The following is an 18,682-nucleotide window of genomic DNA, read 5'->3' on the forward strand; positions in this document are numbered from 1 at the left end:
AGGAGAAGCGTTTCACGAGACGGAGGCCACCGGGGCGGCGATGGTGACCACTCAGTCATCCGGCCGGCCTGTTCGCCTCGTCGTCCCACCCGAACCGGACGCGATCGACTACCTCGACGACGCCCGCGATGCGACGCACCAGCGCCGCCAGCAGAACCGCCTGACTCCGTCGCTCGACCTCACCTCGCAGGGTCACGATCCCGCTCTCCACCTCCGCCCGCACCTCACCCCGCGACGGGCGACGGGCCAGTTCCGAGATGTCCCGCAGGACCTCGTCCCGGATCTCCGCGTCCGTCCGGACGAAGGCGTGCACGAGGTCGGCCCGGCTGACGATCCCGGTCAGCTTGCCGTAGCGGTCGACCACCGGCAGCCGCTTGACCCGATTGCCCACCATCAACCGGGCGGCCTCCGTGACCGGAAGGTCGGCTTCGACGGTGATCGCGGGGGTGCTCATCACGTCCGCCGCCGTACGCCCGTCCGCTTTCGAGCGGATACCCGGCACCCGTGGCTGCGGCGTGCCGACCGACTCGACATGTCTGAGCAACAGGTCGGCCTCCGAAACGACACCGACGACATCGCGATCGTCGTCCACGACGGGAACGGCGCTGATTCCCCGGCCCGCGAGGGTTCCGGCGACATCCGCGATCGGGGTACCTTTCCGCACCGAGCAGACCTCCCGGGTCATGACGTCGCGGACGGCCATTCCGGTCATGACGGACGCTCTTCGTCCTCTTCGTCCTCTTCGGACGGTTCCTCGCGCTTCCGAGCGCGATAGGACTCCGCGGCGAAATATCTCCGCATCGCCGCCTCCGCCAGTTCAGCCGAAGAACGGGACGGACCGGATCCGGCGGCGATCGCGTCCCGTGCCTCCTTGGCCGCGCGCGCGTTCTCGACGTCGTTCATGTGCTGCTTCCTTCCTTGGAGTGCGAATTCCGAATCCCGGTGTCCACCCGGACGACGGCGACCGGACACGGTGCCCGGCTTGCCAGGCCTTGGCTCACCGAGCCGAGCAGCATCCCGGCGAATCCGCTCCGGCCACGGGTTCCGACCACGATCAGGCCCGCTCGTTCGCCGTATTCCCGGAGGACCTTGCCCGCTCGTCCTCGGACCACCACGCAACCGAAGGGAACACCCGGGTACTCGTGTGCCACCGAGGACACCTCGGCGGCCAAGGCACGCCGTGCGGAGTCGTGGACGGCTCTCGATCCGCCGAGACGCCGCACGCCCGGCTCGACCGGGCCCAGCTCACTCCACGTTCTGAGTGCGGTCACCGAGGTTCCCAGCTCCGATGCCTCCTGGAAGGCGAATCGCACGGCGGCCGCCGAGTCGGGCCAGCCGTCGACACCGACCAGTACCGGACCTGGACGCGCGTCACCGTCCCGGACGACCACGAGCGGGCACTGTCCGCGGGCCGCCAGCGCGATTCCCGAAGAGCCGAGCAGGAATCTGCCGACGCTTCCGAGCCCGTGCGAACCGAGGACCACGAGGGCAGCCCGTCGCGATTCCTCGACGAGTACCTCCCTCGTGTCTCCCTCCACGACCTCGGTCGTGATGTCCAGGCCGGGCGCGGCGGCCGCGGCGGTCTTCCCGGCGGCACTCAAGCGCACGATCCCGGTCTCCCGCATGGCTTCACGCACCTCCGCCGCGGTGACCTCCAGAGTGGGATAGTCACGTCCGGCCGATTCGTACGCGTGCACGAGCCGCAACGGAAGTCCGCGACGGCGAGCCTCTCCGGCGGCCCAGCGCGCCGCCTCCACGGCCGACCACGAGCCATCGATTCCGGCCACCACCGGCTTCGACCGGCTGTCGTCGAACCCTTCTGCCATCTCTCGACCGCCTTCCACGAAGTGCTACGGCCAAGCCTGCCTTCGTCGTGGTGGGAAGGTCAGTGCCTGGCGCCCCGATACGCCGGGTCGTTGGCCCGCCCGGTGCGGGACGTTCGGCCCTCCCGCCGTGCACGGGTTCGGAGAACCCTTTGTCTTTCCGGAGAGGAGACCCCGCGATGCCCATCAGCGGAACGCGCTCGCCATCGACGGCCACCGCGGAACTACTGGCCGACCGGTTCGCACCGAAACCCGCCTTTTCCGTGCTCCGCCACCGAGTGGTCGACGCCGACACCGTCACGACCTACGCCGCGATACGCGGATTCGATTTCATGGAGGTGAGCGGCCCGCTCGTTCGCGCCGCGGGCTGGGTTCGTGGCCTGCCCGAGCGATTCCGGCGCCGTCGCGGCCCGTCGGTGCCCACCCGGCTCACGTTCGACGACATGACGACGGATTCCGACTGGGTCATCCTCGGTGAACGACCCGGCGCCGAACTGGCCGCGGGCGTCGCGGGCAAGTTCTGGCGACCGGTGATCGAGTGGCGGCGAGTCGAGCCCGGTGAGTTCGCCGGCTTCCTCGAACCGGGTTACGGGAAGATCGTGCTGTCGTTGTCCGTCCGCCGATACGGTGAACGGCACTCCCTGCTGTCCTACGACATCCGGGTCACACTCACGGACTCCGCGAGTCTCTCCCGATTCCGGCTGTACTGGGCCGTGGCCTCGCCGTTCATCAGGGCCATTCACGCCGCGACGTTGCGGACGATCGCTCGAGATGCCGAGAACGCGTGTCCGGAGGCGCGGTGAGTACCGGCCGCCACCCCACGCTGCTCGACGTCTTCGCGCCACATCCGGCCTTCGTTCTCACGGAGACCTCGCGGGTCGACGTTCCAGCCGACGCGCTGTACCGGGCGATCGGCGAGCTCCGGGCCGCGGACGTGCGTTCGCCGTGGGTCCGGACGCTCGTCCACGCGCGAGGCCTCCCCGAAGCGCTCCGCGAGCACGGGCACTTTTCCGATCTCGGCGAGACCATGCTCGGTGAACGATGCGCTTTTCTCGGCGAGCGGCCCGGGCAGGAGATGGTCCTGGGTGCCGCCGGGCGATTTTGGACCGCCGTTCCCGAGTGGTACGAGGTCACGGCGGAGTCCTTTCGCGACTTCACCCATCCCCACAGCGGCACGATCGCCGTGGGGTTCTCCGTGACACCACGGGAGGAAACGGGCTGCCGGTTGACCATCGAGACCAGGATCACCGTCACCGACCCGGCCGCCCGGCACGCGATAGCGCTTTACTGGCACGCGATCCGGCCCGCGGCCCGGCTCACCACCCGCGCGTTGCTCGGCACCATCGCCGAGCGCGCCGCCGCGCTCACCGGTTCGTGAGCGCGGCGGCGTCGGTCACCGCGTCTTCCAGCGCGGCGACCAGCAGTCCGGGGTCGGGCACGAGTGACCGATCAGTCCCGAAACCGAATCGCACGAAACCCGCGTAGCTGAACACACAGACCGTGACGGCCTGCTTCCCGCTGCACGGCGCCCAGCCCACGACGCCTTCGACACGGGCCCCGGCGAGTTCGCCCGGCCGGCGCGGTCCAGGGACATTGGTCAGCACGCCCACCGTCTTGGCCGCGAAGAACCGCGTCAACGGTTCCGAGACCACCTCCGGTGCCCTGCCCGCCAGCCACTGGACACCGAACGTGAGGACCGGCTCCAGCGACTCGCGAATACCGGAGACACGGCGATGCACGCCATCCAACCGCTCCCGGAAGTTCTTTTGCCGCAGAGGAAAACCTGCCAGTATCAGCGCGAAATCGTTGCCGAGTTCCGGAGGAAGTGAAGCATCGAAGTCCGAACGGCTCACCGGGATGAGCCAATTCAGTTCCGCCTCGCCCCGCCCCGGATCGGCTTCTCGGGCGTACCGCTCGAACGCGGCCATGACCAGGGCGACGCACACTTCGTTCACGCTTGTTCCGGTGGCGCGGCCCACATCGGCGAGTAGCTCCAACGGCACGGCGTCTCCCCAGGCCGCGGCCTTCTCCGGTCCCGGGTCTCCCGACCAGGGCGCGGCGGGCGCCAGAAGCCCGACCACACCGTCGACGGTGTTGCGCGCGGTGAATCCCTGCGCCATCAACCATCTCACCACGGTGGCCGGACGTGACGGCAAGGCGGTGGTCACGATCTCGGCGACCGCCCCGGTGAGCCCCGCGGCCGCGGTCAGGCCGAGCAACGGCCAGCCCAGGGTCACGCGCGCGATCGGTCCCTCCAGCCGCTCACCGAACCCGTTGAGTGCCTTCACCACCTTCGCCGCGGCTCTGGAAGGCGCGCGGGAAAAGTCGGTCCCACGCGGCCCCACCCCGCCGATCCTCACCGGCCTGTCGTCCCCGTCCACCGGGTCGAACAATCCGAACAGGACTTGGACCAGGCGGATGCCGTCCGCCATGGCGTGGTGCGAGCACAGGACGACCGCCGACCCCGAGCCGTAGCCACGGTAGAGCTCCATCGTCCACAAAGGATGCTCCGGGTCGAGGAGCCGGCCTCTTCGCGCCGCGACCAGGTCCTGCAGGACCTCTCTGGTCCCGGGCGCGGGCAGCTCGCTCACCGTCAGATGCCTGTCCAGGCTGAACTCCAGGTCGTCCTCCCAATACCAGGCACCACCTTCGCGGACCGGACGCCGGGTGAACACCGGATAGCATCCGACCAGCCGGTCGGCGACCACCCGCTTCAGGCGCTCAGGATCCACTTCGCTCGCCGTCCACAGCACGGCCGTGATGAGCATCGGGTTGGCGGGTTCGTCCAGCTTGAGCCACAACCTGTCCTGCGCGCTGATCGGGCGGCGCGGCCGACGGTCACCGGTCACGACCAGTGCCGCACGGCGATGGCCTCCCTCGCGGCCGCGAGCCGGGCGCGCTCCGCCTCGTCCGCGGCGTTCTGCTCCGCCTCCGTCACGACAACGGCGTCGGGGCCGGGAAAGACCGTCGACACGTGGTCGTCCTGTGGCCAGCGCACGACGTAGGGCGGTGTTCCGTCCGGATTGCGGACCTCGATGATCAGGCCACGCTGGTCCGGTTTCCCGACCACCGGACCTTTGATGACCAGCCAGTCTCCTCGCTGCGCATGCATGGGTTCCCGCCTTCCGCCCCGCCGCCCGGTGTATCCGGTCACGACTCTCTCGGTCACACGCCGTTCACCGTCCTCCTCATGCCGTCGTCGATGGAGGGCCGAAGGTCCTCACGTCTCAGAGCCTGTTGGCGGAGCTGAGCCGCGAGTCGAACGTGTCGTGTGCTGGGCGAGCTCGGTGGTGGGGTGAAGGCCTCCCTTCGCCGCGTCCGATGCGATGAAGAGAGCTACGGCCCTCGCCGGGCGCGGGTCGTGAGTGGCTATTCGGGTTATCGAGGGGTAAGCCGAAGGCGCCCCGAAGTGTGTCGCGACAGGCGCACCGGCGTCGTGAGGGCCTCCTTGCCGACTCTGGTCCCGAGAAAGTCGCATAAACGCCGGCCGGTGCCGCTCTCGGTGATTCGAACGGGGCAGGCGACAGGGTGCCTGAACGGACAGTGTCCACAAAGGACGCCAGCCGACAGCTGGATTTCCGTTTGATGCGCATCTGTACGGTTTTCGAGGGTTCTACTTTGTCATGGTCGCGAGTGGCGTTTCGGGTTCTATAGCGAGGTAAGGCGAACGTGGCGTGCCGCAGTTGGCGACTGGAGCGGGACTCGCCGAAAAGACACCTTCCCGACTGTCCACAAGGGACGCTTCCCGAGGTGCCAGTGCCCGAATTGAGCGATTTGCACGGTTACCGATGGGGGTCGTGAGCGGTAAAGAGGGTTAGAACCCTACTTGCCACTCACGACCCCCTCGCCAAAACGGGCATATGGCTTTGAAGCAGACATTTCGTCACTGGAAAGCATCCCTTGTGGACACACAGAGTGCAGCTGTCTGCCACCTCTCTGCCTTGACCAAGCGGACGGGTCCTTCACCGCAGAGGCTCGGTCACGCGATATTTGTCTTACCCCTCGATAACCCGAAACTCCACTCACGCCACAAGCGGATAGCCGACTTTGCCGAGACCCTGAAGGCGGGGAAGGAGGCCCTCACCACCCGCCGATGTGGTCCCTGGTGACGCCGGAACAACCGTGACGCCAACCCGGGCCGGCCATCGGACACGACACTTCTCACTTTCCGCTCAAGAGAACCCGAAACGCCGATCACGCCACATTTGCCTTACCTGTCAATCGTGCCACGATCCGCCCTCCTCCGAAGAGCACCAGAAATGGGAGCGTGCACAACAACGAACCGAGTACCGCGATCGGCCGTTGCAGCCACCAGATCAGATCAGGGAGCCGGTCGTCGGAGAGGCCGTTCCCGAAGATGAAGTAGACGCAGGCCTTCGCCAGCGCCATCCCGGTGGTGTGGAAGAGGAACAGCGGCAGCGCGTAGTGGTCGAGCAGACCGATGAACCGGCGCCAGCGCCGCCTCGCGAGCCGTCGTTCGAAGAACGGGCGGGTCACCTCGGCGAAGCCGATCTGGAACGTCAGCAGCGCGACGATCACGAACGTCGGCGGCCCCATGTTCGACAACCGGTCCCCGGGGACGCCGACCATCGAACCCGGGTACAGACCGGAGAACACCAAGCCCGCCAGACCGAACAGGCCCGTCCAAAGCAACGCATGCCCCCACCGCCGCGGTGCGTCGACGAGCCGTCGATGGAAGAAACCGGCCTGATGGGCGAGACCCCAGACCGCGATCATGTTCACCCAGCCCGCCTCGTCGACGCCGTAGCGGAATCGCACCACGTCGGCGCCGAGTGCGGCACCACCCAGCCAGACCAGGACCACGACGTCGAACTTCCGGTGCAGCCACAGGCTCACCGGCAGCACGGCCAGAAGAACGACATACACCGCGAGAAACCACAACGGGCTGATGATCAACAGCACCGCTCCGCGAATCCAGCGTAGATTGGACAGGGACGCCGCCGTCACACCGAAAGCCGTCCAGATCAGCACCAGGGCTCCGGCCGGCACGACGAGACGCCTGATCCGGTGCCGGACGTATCGCGAGAGTGACTCCCCGCGTGCCCGCGCCCGTCGCCAGGACACCAGGTGCACGTATCCCCCGACATAGAAGAACATCGGCATCACCTGCAGAAGCCAGGTGAAGATCCACAAACCCGAGAAGAACCCGAGCGGGCTCGTGGGCATCGGCCCGTCCGGTGACCACCGCAGGATGGTGAACGCCCAGTGCCAGAGCACCACGACGATCAAACTGACCGAACGCAACCAATCGATATACGGCTCCCTCGCCGGGTTCTGGCCGTCATCGTCTCGGTGCTGCTGCTCGCCGCCGCCACGGTGCTCGCGAACCGGGTGCTGCCAGGGTGGGCGTATCCCGTGTGCGGTGTCGTGACGGCTGCCGTGCTGATCGCCGTGGCCAGGTTCTCCGGCCTGCGGCTCGCGTCCATGGGTCTCGGCAGGCATACCCTCGGCCGCGCCGCCGTCATCGGCCTCGTGGGCGCCGGGCTGGTCGGCCTCGTTTTCGCGGTGGCGCTGGCCGTTCCCGCCCTCCGGACGTTCTTCGAGGACGGCAGGGTCGGGACGCCGGGGATCGGTCAGCTGTTGTGGCTCGCCCTGCTCCGTATTCCGCTCGGCACTGTCCTTGTCGAGGAAGTGGCCTTCCGCGGCGTTCTCCCCGCGCTGCTCGGTGCCGGCGAGCGCTGGCGCTGGGCGCCGGTCCTCGGCGCCGCCGCCCTGTTCGGTCTGTGGCATCTGCTGCCCTCGCTCGCCTTGGTCCGCAACGCCGCGGTCGGCGCCACCATGGGCGGTCTCCCGCTTCCGCTGATCTCGGTCCTGGCGATGGTCGCGGCGGCCGGCGCCGGGATCTTCCTGTACTGGTGGCGGCACTGGGGAAAGGGCGTACTGGCGCCCGCGCTCCTGCACTGCGCGACCAACTCGGGTGGCCTGCTCGTCGCCTGGTGGGTGCTTTCTCACCCGTGAGGGTCATCCGGCCGCGGTCTCCAGAAGGCGTGCCGCGAGCCGGGCACCCCAGGCTTCGGCTCGTTCCTGCTCGCCATCGCACAGGATCGTGGCGTTCTTGCCGACGTCCACGAAGAAGCTCTCCGGCGGCAGCAACGGAACCCCGTGGCGCTTCAGCAGCAGCTTCCGCGCACCGACCGCGGCGGAACCGGTGAGCCACCGAGCCCGGCGAAGTCTCGTGTCGAAAACCGCGACCGGCACCCGCCGCGACGCCGGCGGCAAGGCACTCAACCACTCCCGTACGCCGGTCGCGGAACGGACTCCGCCCTCGACCTCCTGCCGCGCGCTCTTGCGTGTCCCGGGGCGGGTCATGCCGTGCGCATGGGTGGGGCCTCCGACGACGAGAAGGCCAAGGCCGTCCCACTGGACCGGGGCGTCGTCGACGTTCACGACGTCGACCTCGCAAGAGGCGGCCAGGCCCTTGCCGATCGCCCTGGCGATGATCTCGGTGTTGCCGAACATCGACTCGAACACCACGAGTACCTGCATCACGATTCTCCTTGGCTGATCGGTGAAAGTTCGTTCGAGACACGGGTGACGGCGACCGCGGCCAGCGCCACCCCGGCGGCGAGCAGCAGCGCCCCCGAGAGGAGCAGGACCCAGGACAACCAGCCGAGTATCGGTACGGTCGCGCCCGCCTCCGCGCGCACGTCCACGCCGGCCGAGGCGTCGGCGTTCATCACCACGATGGTCCAGTCACCGGCCTGGTCCGGCCAGGTGATCGTCTGTGTGCCCGGGCCGACCGCCGACACCGTCCAGATCCCCACTTCCCACGGGAGCACCGGCGACTCCGTAGAGCGGTGTACGGCCAGCTCGCCCGAAGCGAGATCGGTGACCGTCGCGTGGTCGGTCCCACTCAGATAGCGTTCCGCCGCCGGAGCCGGCGCGACACCGACGAAAACGTCCTTCGGGCCGAGAGCGGTCACACGTACGCGGATGTCGCCGAGCGCACGCGTGACGGGTACATCGCCGGCCGCGGTGGCGACGAACGTGAACCGTTCACTCGCCAAGGCAGCGGTATCGGTGCTGTAGGCACTCGAGACCGTCAGGTATCCGTCGTTGTCGCGATCGGCCCGATCCAGCCACAGCGAGGCCGCACCTCCGCTGATCAGACCGGTCGCCAGAACGGCGAGCGCCACTCCGATCACGACCGACACGACACGACCGGGCGTCCACCCCGCCGTACCCGGACGGTGCCGTGCCGGTTCGGCGGGGCCGGCGACCGGCGGGTCGGGTTCGGTACCGCCCGAGTCCAACCGGAACGGCGGGTACTCGTCGGTCATGAGAGCGGCGTACGCGCCTACGCGGATCACCCACCGATCCATGCCGAGTACGAAGTCGAAGATCGGCCTGGGGTATTCGCCGCGTACCAGCAAGACGACGCCCGCGATGAGCACCAGGATCCCGATCAATCCGCCCGCTCCCCACTGGAAGCCGTCGTCCGAGGTGTTCCACAGCCACAGCCCGCCCCCGGCGAAGAGAGCGACGACGAGGTAGTGCGGGATGGCGAGCAGCCACCACTTCACCAGCACGAGACCGCGGGAAAGCCGCTCCGGGTAGTCGATCTCGAGCCGGGCGGGGTAGCCGGGATCGTCGGCCAGGGTGAACGGCGGGTAGCGATCCGTGCCCAGCGCGGCGTAGGCGTAGTAGTGCACCCGCCACGCCCAGCGGAGAACCCCGACATTGAACTCGAAGATCGCCCGGGGATACCGCCCGGTGAACAGGATGGCGAAGAACGCCACCGTCGTCAGCGGCACGAACGCGAGCCACAGCACCGCGAGCACGAGATAGTGCGGGATCGCGAGCAACCACTTCACCAGCCACAGCCAGCGGGACAGATCAGGATCGAGCGAAGCCTCGACGCGGACGGGGGAACTCATGGGACGCCTCCTTGCGGGCAGCGGACCCTTCCGACGATCCTGCGCGGCCGCACGGGAGAACAGCAACGAACGGCCCGGCGAACCGGGCCCTCTGGCCCTCCACGACACACAGCGTCCGGAGAACCATGAAACGAGGCCCCTTCCCCCTTGAGCAGAGGCAGGTTTCCGATGGACCACGGCCTTCCCGACGACTACACGGTCGAAACCGCGGTGGCCCTGGCCGGCCGCGCCCCTTCGGTGCACAACTCGCAACCCTGGCAATGGCGCGTCGGAGATCGCACCGTCCACCTCTACGCCGACCGGGTCCGGCAGCTGGCCGGAACCGATCCGGACGGCCGGGACCTGATGCTCAGCTGCGGCACGGCGCTGCACCACCTCCGGGTCGGCTTCGCGGCCTTGGGCTGGCGGGCCGAGGTGCACCGGTTGCCCAATCCGGCGGAGCCGGACCACCTGGCGTCCGTCGAGCTGCACCGGCACGAGCCGACCCAGGAGGACATCACGCTGGCCGCCGCCATTCCCCGGCGCCGCACCGACCGGCGCAGGCACAGCTCCTGGACCGTGCCCACCGGGCACCTCGAAACCCTCGCCCGGCACGCGGCCGACGAAGGCGCCATCCTGCGTCCCGCCCTCGACGCCGCCCGCTACCACCTCGCACGCGCCATCTTCGAAGCCGCCGAGGTCCACGCGGCGGACCCGGCGTACCGCACCGAACTCGCCGCCTGGAGCGGCAGGCACACCGCTCCCGACGGCGTCCCGTCGGCGAACGCACCCGCACAGGACGACACCCCCGGCGCCCTGCCCGCGCGTGCGTTCGCCGACCCCCTGCTCGGCCAGCCCGAAGGCTCGACCGGTGAAGCGGACGAGACCGTGCTCCTCGTGCTGAGCACGGCTTCGGACGACGCCATGTCGCGACTTCGCGCGGGCGAAGCCACCAGCGCGGTGCTGCTCGCCGCAACCAGCCTGGGCTTGGCCACCTCTCCGCTCACCGAACCGCTGGAAGTCGCGGACACCAGGACGAAGGTGCGCGACCTGGTCACCGGCGGCACCTTCCCGCAGATGGTGCTGCGGACCGGCTGGGCCCCGGTCAACGCCGATCCCCTGCCCGCGACCCCGCGCCGGAACCTCGACGAGGTCCTCGCACCGCTCGGGACGCCGGCGACCCGCGAAGTGCGCTACCGGAGCCACTGATCGAAAGGAACAGTCATGCCTTACTGGCACTACTCCAACGGCGGCTGGGTCAGCATGCTGCTCATGCTGATCACCGTGCTCATCCTGGTCGGCGGCCTCATCGCCGTCTCGGTGATCCTGTTACGCCGCACCACCAAGACCTCGACCGGTCACGACGACGCGATCGAGATCCTGAACGAACGGTTCGCGCGTGGGGAGATCGACAAGGACGAGTTCGAGACACGGCGTGCCGTGCTTCGCGGGTGACCGGGCCCGCGCACGAAGGGACAAGCGATGTCACGGACGGCCAAACCCGGCCCGCCCCCCGACCCGATCCCACCCGCGGGCCCGCCTGAATCCTCAGGCCGGCACCGCTGGGCGGTTCCCGCGGCTTTCCTGGTGATGCTGCTCCTGTTCTTCCTCCCTCATCTGCTGACCGCCGAGACTCCCACCTTCGGTTACACGGAACTTCTGTCCAAAGTAGACGCGGGGCAGGTGGAGAAGGTCACGGTCGACGACGAAGGGGCGATCAAGGGCAATCTCCGTGACGGGACCGCGTTCACCACGCAGCTTCCCGTCGCGCTCGAGGACGACCAGTTGCTGCCGAAGCTGAAGGAGAAGGATGTCCAGGTCACCGGCGCGCGAGGGGGCACATCGGGCGTGCTTTCTTGGGTCGGCAGTCTGCTCCCCTTGCTTCTTCTGGTGGGTTTCCTGATCTGGATGGGCAAAGGTGCGCAACGGTCCCTCGCCGGGGCCGGGGGTTTCGGCCGGTCGAAAGCGAAGATCATCGAGGCACAGCGGCCCACCACCCGGTTCGCGGACGTAGCGGGGTACGAAGGGGTCAAGCAGGAGGTCAGTGAGATCGTCGACTTCCTCCGCGACCCGGATCGCTACGCGGCGGCGGGTGCGAAAGGACCGCGCGGCGTCATCATGGTCGGGCCGCCGGGCACCGGGAAGACGCTGCTGGCTCGCGCCGTCGCGGGCGAGGCCAGCGTGCCGTTCCTGTCGGTCACCGGTTCCGAGTTCGTGGAGATGTTCGTCGGCGTCGGTGCCTCGCGGGTCCGCGATCTGTTCACCGAGGCCAGGAACCGGGCGCCGTCCATCATCTTCATCGACGAGATCGACGCCGTCGGAAGCCGCCGGGGCGTCGGCGGTACGGGCGGGCACGACGAACGCGAACAGACCCTGAACCAGCTTCTGGCCGAAATGGACGGTTTCGATCAGGGCAGCGGGATCGTCGTGCTCGCCGCGACCAACCGGCCGGAGTCCCTCGACCACGCGCTCCTGCGTCCCGGCCGGTTCGACCGGCAGGTCACCGTGCCCCTGCCGAACCAGGACGAACGCGCGGCCATCCTCGCCGTTCACGTGCACGGCAAACACCTCGGTCCCGACGTCGACCTGCGGCGCATCGCCCGCGGAACGCCCGGATTCTCCGGCGCGGATCTCGCGAATCTGGTCAACGAGGGAGCGATCAACGCCGTCCGCGCCGGGCGCACGACCATCACGGCGGCCGACCTGGACTCGGCACGAGACCGGATACTGCTCGGACGTCGCGAAACGTCCAACGCCTTACTGCCCGAGGAACGGCACGCCGTGGCCGTGCACGAATCCGGGCACGCGCTGATCGCCGCGTTGTGCGAACACGCCGATCCGGTCGCGAAGGTCACCATCCTCCCGGCGGGAATGGCGCTGGGCGCCACCGAGCAACTCCCCGAAGCCGAACGTCATCTCTACAGCGAGGCTTATCTCACCGATCTGCTGACCGTCCGGCTGGGCGGACGCGCCGCGGAACTGGTGGTGTTCCGCCAGGGTTCCACCGGCGCTGCCGACGATCTCGCCGGTGCCACCGCGCTCGCGGTGAAGATGGTGACGGAGTTCGGCCTGTCCACCGCGCTCGGTCCGGTCGCCTATCCGGCCGCACACGCCCGGTTCCTCGCCGATGCCCCGACCGAGCGGCGGCACGGCGGTTTTTCCGAGAGAACGCAGCAAGTGATCGACCGGGAGGTCGCCCGGCTGCTGCGCGCGGCCGAAGACCGAGCCGTCAGCGCCTTGCGCGGACATCGGAAAGCGCTGGACCTCCTGACCGCCGAATTGATGAGCGAGGAGACCGTCGACGGAAGCGTCGTCCTCGACGCGCTGCGGCAGGAAGCCGAAGCCGGCGATCTCGCGTCCTGAACGAACCGGGAGGCACCGATGGACCATCTGAGCCCGCTCGACGCGGCGTTCCTGGAGCTGGAAGACGGGGATTCCAACGCTTCCCTTTCCATCGCGTCGGTGGCGGTGCTCGAAGGCCCGCCACCGTCACACGCGGACTTCGTCCGGTCGATCACCGCCCGGTTGCCGCTGATCCCGCGCTACCGGCAGAAGATCCATCGTGTGCCGCTCGATCTCGGTCCACCGGTGTGGGTCGACGACGACCGGTTCGACGCGGCCCGGCACTTCCACCGGATCGCCGTTCCGGCACCTGGCGGGGAACGGGAGCTGTGCGAACTCGTCGCCCTGCTGATGGGAGAACGCCTCGACCGGGATCATCCGCTGTGGGAATTCTGGGTCATGGAAGGGCTCTCCGGTGGCCGCTGGGCGGTGCTGTCGAAACTGCATCACTGCGTCGCCGACGGCGTCACCGGCAACGAGCTGCTGAAGGTCCTCTTCACGGACGGGCCCCAGGCCGCCGCGCCCGCCGAACCGGTCCCCGACCCCGGCACCGCGAACCTGCTCAAGGACGCCGCACGCAGGCTCCTGATGACTCCCGTCGAACTGCTCAACCGGGTGGTACGGCCGGTGCTTTCGCCTTCACGGGCGATGCGCGGCATCGCGGATGCCGTCTCGGGCCTGACGGCGTTCGCCTCCGCGCTCATCCCCGCGGCGCGGTCGTCGCTCTCCGGCCCCATCGGCCCGGACCGGCGCTACGAGGTGGCGCATACCGCCCTCGACGACGTGCACGCTGTCTGCCGTGCCTTCGAGGTCACCGTGAACGACGTGGCACTCGCGGCCGTCACGGGCGCGTTCCGGGCCCTTTTGCGCCGAAGAGGCGAGAAGCCGGTGCCGGACGCGATGCGGGCGCTCGTGCCGGTCTCCGTCCGCGGAAAGCACGACAGCGTCGACAACGAAGTCTCGCTGATGCTGCCTTTGCTCCCCGTCGACGTCCCCGATCCCGCGGGACGGCTGGTCGCGGTTCATCGGCGCTCGGCCGCCTTGAAGGCGAGCAAAGAGGCGGAGGCCGGCGCCGCGTTGACCGGTGTCGCGGCCTCCGTCCCGTTCGCACCGGTCGCGTGGGCCGTCCGGCTCGCCGCCGGTCTTCCTCAGCACAACGTGGTCTCGGTGGTCACGAATGTCCCGGGGCCGCGGACACCGCTGCGGTTGCTCGGACGCGAGGTGGCGGACCTCTATCCCTACGTCCCGGTCGCCTTGCGGCTGCGGACCGGCGTGGCCGCTTTCTCCTATCGCGACAAGCTCAATTTCGGGATCACCCTGGACTTCGCGAGTGCGCCGGACGCCGGTTTCCTCGCCAAGGCCATCGAGAACGAGCTCTCGGCCTTGGCGAGGATCGCGCGCCGCTCACGACCGGGCACGAACGGCCTTGTGGATGGTGTCGGCGAGCAGGACGACCGGGACGGTGGCGAAGGCCAGCACCCAGCCGAGCGGGCTCGGCACGGTACCGCCGAGAAGCCCGGGCAGGGGCGGCATCAGGAGGAAAGCCGCCAGCATCGCGAGTTCGAAGGCGATCGCGAACCACAGCAAAGGATTTCCCCGCAGTCCGATCCTGCCGATCCAGCGTGACTCGCTCCGGCAGGCGAAGGCGTTCGCGAGCTGGCCGAGCACGATCGCGGTGAAGGCGGTACCGGACGCGGTCGCGAGGAGCGCGGTGTCCGGGACCTCGCCGAACCACCACCCGCCGCCGAGGAGGACCACCAAGAACGCCGCCATCGACGCGAGCGCCTCGGCCGGGCCGAGCACTCCGAAGGCGCGGCGTGCCAACCTGCCGTCGATCAGGGAACCGCCCTTCGCGGGCCCCTCCATCGTGCGCCGGTTCGGCGGCTCCGCGCCGAGCGCGACCGCGGGAAGGAGATCGGTGCCGATGTCGAGCGCCAGTACCTGCAGGACCGTGATGGCCAGCGGGATCTGCCCTCCCGCGAGCGCCCACACGACGAACGGCGTGAGCTCGGCGACGTTGTCGGTCAGGTGATAGGTGAGAAAGCGCCGGATGTTCACGAACGTCGCGCGCCCGAGTTCCACGGCGGCCACGATGGTGCCGAAATGATCGTCGAGGAGGACCAGGTCTGCCGCTTCCCTGGCGACGTCACTGCCTGACGCCCCCATCGCGACACCGATGTCCGCTGTGCGCAAGGCCGGCCCGTCGTTGACGCCGTCGCCGGTCATCGCCACGACGTGTCCTCGGGCCTGGAGGACCTTCGCGATCCGGAGCTTCTCCTCCGGGGCGACCCTGGCGACCACCACGCCATCGACGTCGAGCAGCCTGCCGAGCGCCTCGTCGTCGGCCGGCAGGTCCTTGCCCTCCAATACGAGCCGGTCCGGCCCGAGCAGCCCGACTTCGGCGGCGATGGCCGCGGCCGTCCCCGGATGGTCGCCCGTCACCATCGCCAGCCGGATCCCGGCACGACGGCAGGACGCGATCGCGGCGCTGACGTCGGGCCGGGGCGGGTCCTCCAGCCCGACGAGGCCGAGCAGTGTCAGCCCTCCCTGCTCTTCTTTCGCTGCCGGTTTGGTGTGGTGCGCCACCGCGAGCACCCGCAGGCCCGCCCTGCTGAACGCGGCGACGGCTTCGTCCGCTCCGGAAACCTCCGCGCACAGTGGCAGGACGGTGTCCGGCGCGCCCGAGACATGGAGGCCGTCGACGTCCGCGACCGATGACCGGCGCCGGCGCGGATCGAACGGCCACCGCCGGACCGGCGGCGGAGCGCCGGTGACTCCGGCACGTGCGGCGAGGACGTGCAGCGCCACCTCCATCGGGTCGCCGACCGGCCGCCACCCGTTCGCCTCTTCGACGGCATGCGCGTCCGGAGAGCATCGCGCCGCGGAATCCGCGAGCGTCGCCGCCGCCCGCACCGCCGCCGGAGAGCCGGTGAGCTCGCCGACCGGCCGGTAACCCGTACCGTCGACCTCGACGATCCCGGACGGCGTCCACACCCGGACGACGGACATTTCGTTGCGGGTCAGCGTGCCGGTCTTGTCGGTGCAGATGAACGTGGTCGCCCCCAGCGTCTCCACGGATTCGAGCCGGCGTACCAGGGCGTTGCGGCCCGCCATCTTCTGCGCCGCCCGCGCCAGCGACAGCGTCACGGTCGGCAGCAGCCCCTCCGGGACGAGCGCGACCGTCACGCCGATCGCGAGCAGGAAGCTTTCCGTTCCCGCGCGGCCGAGACCGAGGGCTGCGGCGAAGAACACGCAGCCGACCGCGACCGCCATCAGGGCCACGAGCCGCACCACGCGGTGCAACTGCGTGGCCAAAGGACTTCTCGGCCGCACGGCGTTCGCGGTCACCGCGGAGATACCGGCGAGGCGGGTGCGGGCGCCGGTGGCCGTCACGATCGCGACGCCGTGCCCTTCGGTGACATACGTACCGGCGAAAACGGATCCGCCCACCTCCGGCCGCACCGGTCTGCTCTCGCCGGTCAGCATGGACTCGTCCACCGAGAGCAGGCCGCATTCGGCGAGTTCCCCGTCGGCGCACACGCGGTCCCCCGCCTCGAGCAGGACCACGTCGCCCACGACCAGGTCCGCCGCGTCCACGACGACCGCACGCCCGTCCCGGCGCACCGTCGCGCGCACCGGCAGCAGATCCCGCAACCGCTCCGCGGCACGGTCCGCGCGGTACTCCTGGGCGAACGAGAACGCACCGTTGAGCACCACGACCACGACGATCGCGATCGACAGCGCCGGCATCCCGGCGAGCAACGCCAGCCCCGCCGCCGCCCACAGCATCAACGCGAAGAAATGGACCATCTGACCCGCCAGCGTCAGCAACGGATTCCGCTGTTTCGCGGCGGGAAGGGTATTCGGTCCGTCCCGGCGAAGCGCGGTCGCCGCTTCGTCTGCCGTGAGACCCGCCGTTTCCCGGACCATGGCCGAGCCGGTCACCGGTCCGCTGCCTCGCGGGCCACGATCACCGGGCACAGCGCGTAGGACATCACCGCTTGGCTGGTCGAACCGAGGAGCATTCCGGCGACGCCGCCGCGGCCGCGACTGCCCACGACCAGCAGTTGCGCCCGGTCGGCGTGCCCGAGCAGTTTGTCGGCGGGACGACCTCGCACCACCTCCCGGTGCACACGCACGTCGGGATACTTCTCCCGCCAGCCCGCCAGCCGTTCGGCGAGGACCTCGTTCGCGCTCTCCTCGATCTCGGACCGCTCCAGGCTCCAGTGCGTTTCCTCGAAGACCGCCGAAAGGAATGCGTCGTCCCAGCAATGCAAGGCGACCAATTCGGTCTGACGCCAGGACGCTTCCTCGAAGGCGAGCGCGAGGGCGGCTTCGCTGGTCCTTGTCCCGTCGACCCCGACGACGACCGGTCCGTCATGCGGTGCGTCGGCTTCCGCGACGTGCGGGCGGATCAGCGCGACGGGGCACGCCGCACGTGCCGCCAGCGCGATGGACACCGATCCGACCAGCACCCGGCCCAGGGGACGTAGCCCCTCGGTCCCCAGCACGAGCAGGTCCGCGTTCTCGGCCGCGTCTTTCAGCGCTTGCACCGGGCGCTCGTGCCGCAACAGGAGTGAGACGTGGAGGTCCGGAGCGATCTCCCTGGCGGCGTCACGGGCTTGCCGCAGGAGGCGATGTCCGCGCATCCTGATCGTTCCCGCGAGATCCTCCCGGGTCGGCATCGGCCTCGGATGGCTCAGCGACTCGTCGTCGATCGCGTGTACCAGCGTGAGTTCCGCGTGGCGGCGGCGCGCCTGATCCGCCGCCCAGCGGACGGCCCTGATCGCGGACTCCGAGCCGTCGACACCGACGACGACCCGGTGCCCCGAATTCTCCGGCATAACGGTTCACCCCATCCTGATTCGGCAACTGCCTTGGACGTTAGGAACTGACGCGTCAGGAAGGCAGCGGCGTTCGTAACCGGGGGACGGGACCTTCGACCTATCAGTCCACTGTGGAAGGACGGGGCGGCAGCCGCACCGCCGCGTCCGCGAGACCGTCCGTGATCACCTGTCGTGCCCCCGCCGAGTCGAGCAGATCGGCGACGGCGCGGTTGTCCGCGAGATAGGTGGCGGTGAACTCGCTGAACCCGTGCCGCGACGCCGCTTCCGCCAGCTTCGTGACCAAAGCCGTCGCCAGCCCTGCCCGGCGCCAGCAAGGCGTCACCGCGACCGCGATCTCCGCGACCCCTGGCTGGAGCGTCGCCTCGTACCGCGCGATCGCCACGCCCTTCCCGGCCTCGTCACGCGCGACAAGCGCGTAACGGCGATCGAAATCGAGCTCGGTCAGGTGTGCCAGCAAGCGCGGTGTCACCTTCGGAGGCGGCCCGCAGAACCGGCGGTACAGCGTCTCCCGATCCGCTTCGACGAGCGCCTCGCCGAGTTCTTCGGCGTCGGCCGGGCTCACACGGGTCACGAAGACGGTCCGGCCATCGCGCAGGCACACCGGTTGTCCGTCCATCGGCTCAGCGTAGGACCGCGGACTTTCGCGGCGCTACGGCCGAAGAGGCTGCGCCACCGGGACCAATGTCCTCGTCTTCCGTCCGGCGTCGACCACGTTCGAACGACGTCGGAATCACTTTCCGAGGGGTCGTGAGCGGTAGGGACGGTTATTGAGCCGAAGGTCAAACGTGTCTTT

17 protein-coding genes and 1 pseudogene are annotated in these 18,682 nt (G+C 69.2%); 7 read left to right on the plus strand and 11 right to left on the minus strand.

Annotated features, from left to right (window positions below; all coding sequences use genetic code 11):
• Positions 1 to 55: 55 nt before the first annotated feature.
• From AC069I_RS35810 to AC069I_RS35820, 3 genes are read right to left on the minus strand one after another with little or no spacing between them, the layout of a single operon-like run.
• Entirely contained in the window at positions 56 to 712 is a 657-nt protein-coding gene (locus AC069I_RS35810; RefSeq protein WP_478267372.1) for a CBS domain-containing protein, read from the minus strand.
• The gene (locus AC069I_RS35815; RefSeq protein ID WP_478224549.1) at positions 709 to 903 is read right to left on the minus strand and encodes a hypothetical protein; all 195 of its coding nucleotides are present in this window, start codon (positions 901 to 903) and stop codon (positions 709 to 711) included. Before AC069I_RS35815 ends, AC069I_RS35810 begins: the two co-directional genes overlap by 4 nt.
• Positions 900 to 1,826, minus strand: a complete 927-nt coding sequence (locus AC069I_RS35820; protein WP_478224550.1) for a universal stress protein — start codon at positions 1,824 to 1,826, stop codon at positions 900 to 902. The genes AC069I_RS35815 and AC069I_RS35820 overlap by 4 nt, the downstream gene beginning before the upstream one ends.
• A gap of 176 nt (positions 1,827 to 2,002) precedes the next feature.
• On the opposite strand from AC069I_RS35820, the gene AC069I_RS35825 reads away from it, so the two are divergent.
• Positions 2,003 to 2,626, plus strand: a complete 624-nt coding sequence (locus AC069I_RS35825) for a hypothetical protein (protein WP_478267373.1) — start codon at positions 2,003 to 2,005, stop codon at positions 2,624 to 2,626.
• Complete coding sequence (locus AC069I_RS35830; protein ID WP_478267374.1) at positions 2,623 to 3,201, plus strand: hypothetical protein; 579 nt, start codon at positions 2,623 to 2,625, stop codon at positions 3,199 to 3,201. The genes AC069I_RS35825 and AC069I_RS35830 overlap by 4 nt, the downstream gene beginning before the upstream one ends.
• Here the strand turns inward: AC069I_RS35830 and AC069I_RS35835 are convergent.
• The 3 genes from AC069I_RS35835 to AC069I_RS35845 form a co-directional block, all read right to left on the minus strand.
• A complete protein-coding gene (locus tag AC069I_RS35835; RefSeq protein WP_478267375.1) occupies positions 3,188 to 4,672 on the minus strand; it encodes a WS/DGAT domain-containing protein in 1,485 nt (494 codons plus the stop codon). The genes AC069I_RS35830 and AC069I_RS35835 overlap by 14 nt on opposite strands.
• A complete protein-coding gene (locus AC069I_RS35840; protein ID WP_478224554.1) occupies positions 4,669 to 4,935 on the minus strand; it encodes a DUF1918 domain-containing protein in 267 nt (88 codons plus the stop codon). The genes AC069I_RS35835 and AC069I_RS35840 overlap by 4 nt, the downstream gene beginning before the upstream one ends.
• A 1,082-nt stretch (positions 4,936 to 6,017) precedes the next feature.
• Entirely contained in the window at positions 6,018 to 7,088 is a 1,071-nt protein-coding gene (locus AC069I_RS35845) for an acyltransferase family protein (protein ID WP_478224555.1), read from the minus strand.
• A gap of 48 nt (positions 7,089 to 7,136) precedes the next feature.
• On the opposite strand from AC069I_RS35845, the gene AC069I_RS35850 reads away from it, so the two are divergent.
• Positions 7,137 to 7,802 carry a CPBP family intramembrane glutamic endopeptidase gene (locus AC069I_RS35850; protein ID WP_478224556.1) on the plus strand — a complete coding sequence of 222 codons (666 nt, stop codon included), beginning with the start codon at positions 7,137 to 7,139 and terminating at the stop codon, positions 7,800 to 7,802.
• 3 nt (positions 7,803 to 7,805) lie between these two features.
• Here AC069I_RS35850 and AC069I_RS35855 read toward each other — a convergent pair whose 3' ends face one another.
• The gene (locus AC069I_RS35855; RefSeq protein WP_340681354.1) at positions 7,806 to 8,330 is read right to left on the minus strand and encodes a flavodoxin family protein; all 525 of its coding nucleotides are present in this window, start codon (positions 8,328 to 8,330) and stop codon (positions 7,806 to 7,808) included.
• Positions 8,330 to 9,721 (minus strand): DUF4389 domain-containing protein, encoded by a 1,392-nt coding sequence (locus AC069I_RS35860; RefSeq protein WP_478224557.1) that lies wholly within the window; start codon positions 9,719 to 9,721, stop codon positions 8,330 to 8,332. Before AC069I_RS35860 ends, AC069I_RS35855 begins: the two co-directional genes overlap by 1 nt.
• Positions 9,722 to 9,889: 168 nt before the next feature.
• Here AC069I_RS35860 and AC069I_RS35865 point away from each other — a divergent pair, with 168 nt between their 5' ends.
• The 4 genes and pseudogenes from AC069I_RS35865 to AC069I_RS35880 all read left to right on the plus strand — a co-directional run.
• Positions 9,890 to 10,909, plus strand: coding sequence for an Acg family FMN-binding oxidoreductase (locus tag AC069I_RS35865; RefSeq protein ID WP_478224558.1), 1,020 nt, complete (start codon positions 9,890 to 9,892; stop codon positions 10,907 to 10,909).
• A 15-nt stretch (positions 10,910 to 10,924) separates the two neighbouring features.
• On the plus strand, positions 10,925 to 11,155 hold the full coding sequence (locus AC069I_RS35870; protein WP_478224559.1) for an SHOCT domain-containing protein: 231 nt from the start codon (positions 10,925 to 10,927) through the stop codon (positions 11,153 to 11,155).
• Positions 11,156 to 11,182: 27 nt separating this feature from the next.
• On the plus strand, positions 11,183 to 13,063 hold the full coding sequence (ftsH, locus tag AC069I_RS35875) for an ATP-dependent zinc metalloprotease FtsH (protein ID WP_478224560.1): 1,881 nt from the start codon (positions 11,183 to 11,185) through the stop codon (positions 13,061 to 13,063).
• A gap of 18 nt (positions 13,064 to 13,081) precedes the next feature.
• Positions 13,082 to 14,377: pseudogene (locus AC069I_RS35880) on the plus strand (wax ester/triacylglycerol synthase family O-acyltransferase); the annotation flags it as partial.
• 69 nt (positions 14,378 to 14,446) lie between these two features.
• On the opposite strand, the gene AC069I_RS35885 reads toward AC069I_RS35880, so the two are convergent.
• The 3 genes from AC069I_RS35885 to AC069I_RS35895 all read right to left on the minus strand — a co-directional run bounded on the left by AC069I_RS35885 (position 14,447) and on the right by AC069I_RS35895 (position 18,505).
• Complete coding sequence (locus AC069I_RS35885; protein ID WP_478267376.1) at positions 14,447 to 16,987, minus strand: cation-translocating P-type ATPase; 2,541 nt, start codon at positions 16,985 to 16,987, stop codon at positions 14,447 to 14,449.
• Entirely contained in the window at positions 16,984 to 17,886 is a 903-nt protein-coding gene (locus AC069I_RS35890; protein ID WP_478233289.1) for a universal stress protein, read from the minus strand. The genes AC069I_RS35885 and AC069I_RS35890 overlap by 4 nt, the downstream gene beginning before the upstream one ends.
• A 103-nt stretch (positions 17,887 to 17,989) precedes the next feature.
• On the minus strand, positions 17,990 to 18,505 hold the full coding sequence (locus AC069I_RS35895) for an N-acetyltransferase family protein (RefSeq protein WP_478224563.1): 516 nt from the start codon (positions 18,503 to 18,505) through the stop codon (positions 17,990 to 17,992).
• Positions 18,506 to 18,682 lie beyond the last annotated feature (177 nt).

Source organism: Amycolatopsis sp. NPDC043885 (genome assembly GCF_056435685.1).